Source organism: Arsenophonus endosymbiont of Apis mellifera, from assembly GCF_903968575.1.
GTDB lineage: Bacteria > Pseudomonadota > Gammaproteobacteria > Enterobacterales > Enterobacteriaceae > Arsenophonus > Arsenophonus apicola.
Window position 1 is genome coordinate 1 of sequence record NZ_CAJCFU010000018.1, and the last position, 5,189, is coordinate 5,189.

Annotated in this window: 5 protein-coding genes; all 5 read left to right on the top strand. The window is 43.2% G+C overall.

All coding sequences use genetic code 11. The features are described 5' to 3' along the window. Positions 1 to 543, top strand: a 543-nt coding sequence (locus H1X92_RS00480; RefSeq protein WP_180558368.1) for a topoisomerase C-terminal repeat-containing protein, incomplete at its 5' end; no start/stop codon positions are given. An 82-nt stretch (positions 544 to 625) separates the two neighbouring features. Further along, positions 626 to 970: a plasmid mobilization protein gene (locus H1X92_RS00485; RefSeq protein WP_180558369.1), complete on the top strand. Its 345-nt coding sequence runs from the start codon at positions 626 to 628 to the stop codon at positions 968 to 970. Continuing rightward, the gene (locus H1X92_RS00490; RefSeq protein WP_180558370.1) at positions 960 to 3,707 is read left to right on the top strand and encodes an LPD7 domain-containing protein; all 2,748 of its coding nucleotides are present in this window, start codon (positions 960 to 962) and stop codon (positions 3,705 to 3,707) included. The genes H1X92_RS00485 and H1X92_RS00490 overlap by 11 nt, the downstream gene beginning before the upstream one ends. A gap of 328 nt (positions 3,708 to 4,035) precedes the next feature. Then, complete coding sequence (locus H1X92_RS00495) at positions 4,036 to 4,407, top strand: hypothetical protein (protein WP_180558371.1); 372 nt, start codon at positions 4,036 to 4,038, stop codon at positions 4,405 to 4,407. A 23-nt stretch (positions 4,408 to 4,430) separates the two neighbouring features. Continuing rightward, entirely contained in the window at positions 4,431 to 5,186 is a 756-nt protein-coding gene (locus tag H1X92_RS00500; RefSeq protein ID WP_180558372.1) for a nucleotide-binding protein, read from the top strand. Positions 5,187 to 5,189 lie beyond the last annotated feature (3 nt).

Genomic DNA, 5,189 nt, shown 5'->3' on the forward strand with positions numbered 1-5,189 from the left:
CGTCAGTTCATCCGTGAAGAAAAAGGCAAACTGCTTCCCACAGAAACTGGCGTGGCCTTTTTCCGTGCACTACCAGAGTCAGCAACCTTGCCCGATATGACCGCACTCTGGTCAGCACAACAAAGCGATATCGAGCAGGGTAATCAAACCGTTGATGAGTTTGTTAATGCACTATTCGACGACTTGCGCCAACTCGTCAATACAGTCAGCGTGGGTGAAATCAAAGGTGAAGTAAAACCCAACAGCGGACAGGTAGAAAGATTAACCACACCCTGCCCCAATTGCGGTAAGGATATTGTGGTGCGTCCCAAACTGTTTGCCTGTACGGGTTGTGACTTTAAAATCTGGGGTACAGTAGCAGAAAAAAAGCTCACCGCTAAACAGGTTGAAACCCTGATTCAGAAAGGAAAAACGGGCATAATTAAAGGTTTTAAAAGCAAAGCAGGGAAAACCTTTGATGCGATGTTGATTTTGCAAGATAAACCCACCGGAAAAGTGGGATTTGAATTTAACCGCACTGCTCCCTGTCGGAAAAGATTTTAAGTTGTTTTCTAATTAAAAAATCCCTTCCTCATCCTTTATTTTCCCTCGCGATTTTTTTGCCTCATTTTCAAAGGATGCTGTTATGTCCAAATTAAAAGATAAAGTGGTCGCTTTTCGTCTGTCTCAGGAAGATTTTGCGCATTTTGAGGAGAAATTGCTCAAATCTCAGATGACAAAATCGGCTTTTTTTCGTGAAGTATTTCTACAGGCTAACGTGAATCTCACCGTGCAATCTTTACCGTCAAAGGAATTACGACACCTCACGTTCCTCTACAACAAAGCCAGCAACAACCTGAATCAAATCGCCCATCAGGTCAATATTGCTCATCTCACCCAAAAAGTCTCTGAACGCCTTTACCGTCAGGTGAATAACGGGCTGATTGATATCAGGGAACTGCTGTTATCAGGGGTGCACGATGTTAATTAGAGTAAAAGGTTACAACGATGGCGGTAAGGAATATCTTGAAGAAGGCAAAAAAAACGGGCGGGATTTGACGCGCGAGGAATTGGATGATCGAGTTATTCTTTATGGGGATCTGGATTTAACGCAAATAATTTATCGCCAGATCCCCGATAAGGGGCAGGAACGTTACGTCTCTTTTACTCTTTCTTTTCGTGAAGAATATGTGGCTAATGAAACTTTACTCGCCATCACACAAGAGTTTAAAGATTTTCTGATGTACGCCTATGAAGAAGAAGAATACAATTTTTATGCCGAGGCGCATATTCCGAAAATCAAATTTTTGCCCGACCAAAAGACCGGCAAAATGATTGAAAGAAAGCCGCATATTCATATTCTGGTTCCCCGAAAAAATCTGTTATCCGGCAGGGAAATGAATCCTAGTGGATGGTGTGATTCCCATGTTTCCTATTTTGAAGCCTTTCAGGAATACATTAACCAGAAATACCAGCTTCAATCCCCACGTGAACATGTGCGCATCAATCCTACCAATGCCGCGGAGGTGCTATCGCGTTACAAAGGTGATGATTTTCTGAGTAAAAACCGCGATTTTAAAAAGAGACTCGTCACTGAGATTGTCGATAAAGCGATACATACCCGCCACGATTTTTATAACCTGGTTGCTGATTATGGCGACACGCGCATTCGCAATAAAGGCAAAGAGAACGAATACATTGCCGTTAAATTGCCAGGGGATACCAAGTTTACCAATTTAAAAGAAACCATCTTCCAGGATGATTTTATTGTCCGTCGCGAACTGAAAAAAACCTCACTGGATAAACAGGTTATCCAGGAGCGGTTAATGTGCTGGCCACAGCGCGCGAAAGAAATCAAATATGTCAGTAAAGCCTCATCCAAATTCATCAAACTTTACCAGTCTGCCACGCCGGCAGAGAAACGATTATTACTGGCGAAACGGCAAATTGACTTTTACGAAAAATATAGGGGGCAGCATGAGTTACACCCTGCCAAACGGCAAAACGATCACCAGCGAAGTCTTGCTGAAACTCAAACAGGATGCATTACCGCATTTGCCGATGGCCTGCAAAGTGTGTCCGGCGGCCATGTGGCAGCTCACCGGCACGGTCTCACAGCCGAGCATACGGTGTTTTTGCCGGGTGATGCACACTTTCACGTGGGACAGTCAACATCAGGACGAAGTGCTGGATTGCGATCTGATTTATCAGGGGCAGGAAGGAGAAGAAAATATACCGATGCAGACTGGTTTACCCGCATTCCTAGTCTCACCGAATCCCTCGAGCGAGCCGGATATCGAATCAGGGCAGGAATAGGAGGCGTCGACGCCGTCTCGCTGACACTTCCCCCTTATGCCCTAAATTGTCATGCAGTCGCCACCTTTGAACAGATACAACAGCGTGGCGAGCGTCTGTTCCAGCAGAAAAATGGTCAGAAAAAATCAACAGTGGTTTCATCTGTTCGTCGGGTTATGCCAAAAACAAACAAAAATGCTTCCCATGTCGCCGCCTATTTTTTACGTCGCGCAACAGAAAACCGGATTGAACCGGCTCATCGTTACGCAATCCATGCCATCGACAATCAATTTTTCACTGTTCGGCGGACCATCATGCGGGATGCGCGTTTAACGCGCAAAGAAAAAAGTCAATTCCTGTCAGTATTAACATTCGAACGCCTGAAAGCGCATCATGCCATCAGGCACCCTAATCTACCTTTTGAAATGGAGAAACCCGATATGAACAGTAAAACTGTTCGTCAATTAATTCCCTCATCCCGTACGCCGGATAATTCAATTAGCGGCGCTGTACCTGATGACAGGGCCATGCCGGCGAAATCGCGCTTTGAATTGTTTATTCGGCATTTACAGGCGCAATTAGAGCGAAAAAGCGCGGATAATGAGAAACGCGCAATCTCAGCGTTCGATCTTTACACCAAGCGCGCAAAGCTAAGCAAAAACGTACATTTTCTGGATAAAAAAACCGATCGCACCCTGTTTGTCGATACCGGTAATGCCATTACGGTGAGAAAAGCCGCCATGACCGATTCAGCCATCATGATTGCCCTGACACTTGCCAAAGAAAAGTTTGGCAGCACCTTAACGATTAAGGGGAGTCAGAAATTTAAAGACCAAATAATTGAGGTGGTAGCTAAAAACAATCTGGATATTCATTTCACGGACAAGGGGATGAATCAGCAACTGGCAGCCAGAAAAGCAGAACTGGCGATTGAAAAAACAGGTCAACGGATTGAGCGGCCAAACAATACTGCTGATACAGAAAAAACAACGCCCGAGAATCAAAAAGCAGCGTCAGATGAGCCAGAAAAGGCAACACAATCAGACTCAACAGACAAGCTGAATGTTTTTGAAGGCTATCTGGTTGAACACGGCGCAGCCCCCTTTAAATTTAAACCCGACATGAGCAAACCGGAAGAAAAACGCAATGACAGTTATTTTGTTAAATTGCAACTTGATGATGGCAGCGTCAAGACCTTGTGGGGTGTTGGGCTGGAAGATGCCGTTGCGGGCCTTGAAACGAATGAGCCAATTCGGCTTGAAGATAAAGGCGTTACCCCGGTTAAGTGGACAGAAACGCAAGCCGATGGCAAGTCGGTGAACAAATCCGGTGAACGCCGCATTTGGCAAGCCACTCCTATCGATAGACACCATGAAAATGAAACCGAAACACCGCAATCGGACGCCGATTATGACGGGCCAGAGGTGGCCTGATCGTCGCCATTTTTCTGACAGAAAAATTAACTAGTTTTTGTCTGGGGTTTCAAAGGGGGGACCCCTTTGGCACGGTCGATTTTACAGTGGGCTTTCGCCCATTGTAAACATCGGTGACGTGCCTCTGGTTTCTTACTACAAGACATGAAGTTAGCAGATAAACAGCATTTATATAGCTAAATAATAGCAATAAGAACCGTTTTGATAGCAAAATATCACCAACTATTTACCATTAAGATAGCAATAAAATAGCGTATGGTTAGCAATTAATCGATGGCACTGACGTTTTCATGCCTATAATACTTAAATTGATTAAGTACGAGGTGGAATGATGACAAAAGATGAACTGGTAGAGAAAGTAAAACCGTTTGCCGTTGAGATGGTCAATACGCTCGCAAGTAAGCAGCATGTCTTTAATAAATATTTATCTACCATTATCGATTGCAAAAATGAGGGCGTCCCCAACAAATTAATCGTTGATGCAATCAATCTGCATTTAAATCAGAATACAAAAATAACCCTTCAATATTTTAAAAATCTTCTCTTCCGTTCTGGTTACAAAAAACACCCAAAATCTCCATTGATTAAGGATGAAATATCAAATAAAAATCCCAAAAGATTTGGAAATTTCCAAATACCGGAAGAGAAAACCTTTAAGCACAATCCGCAATCAGATAACGAACTTTTCACAAAGGAATAATAATGAACACAAAAGCTGAAAAAATGACAAATGAAAAAACCGACACCCTTGACAATCATTCGATTCATTTTGTTCTACAAGGAAAAGGCGGTATCGGAAAATCATTGATATCGTCTTCACTGTCGCAATATTTCAAATCAAAATTTGGCGCGGTAAAACCCTTTGATACCGACCAGGAAAATACAACCCTGCTTCATTACAAATCGCTTGAGGTTGAACACATCCCCTTAATGAACCAGTCGAGAGTGATCGACGCAAAAAATTTCGATGTGTTGATGGAAAAACTGATTGGATCCGATGAATGCTGTGTGATTGATAATGGTGCAAATACCTTTTCACCCCTTCTTGCTTATTTAATTGAAAATGACGGTTTTGAGATACTGCGAGAGAGCGGGAAAAAAGTCTATATTCATACCGTGATTGGGGGTGGCGACACATTGGTTGATACCGCGACTGGCTTCAATTCGATTGCAGAAGGGGTAACCAATACGCCGATTATTTTGTGGCTTAACGAACACTTCGGCGCGTTATCATTACCCACCGGTGAAAAACTCGAAGAATTGAAAGTCTACAAAAAGAATGAAAACCGGTTAGCGGGAATTATTGTTCTACACCATAGAAATCATCAAACCTTTGGGGATGATATCAAACGCATGAATGCCAATCGGTTGACGCTCACCGAAGTATTACAATCCCCAACATTTAGTCTGATGGAAAAACAACGGTTAAAAACAGTATTTAATGCTATTTTCCACCAACTCGATACCATCAACTGGTAGTTT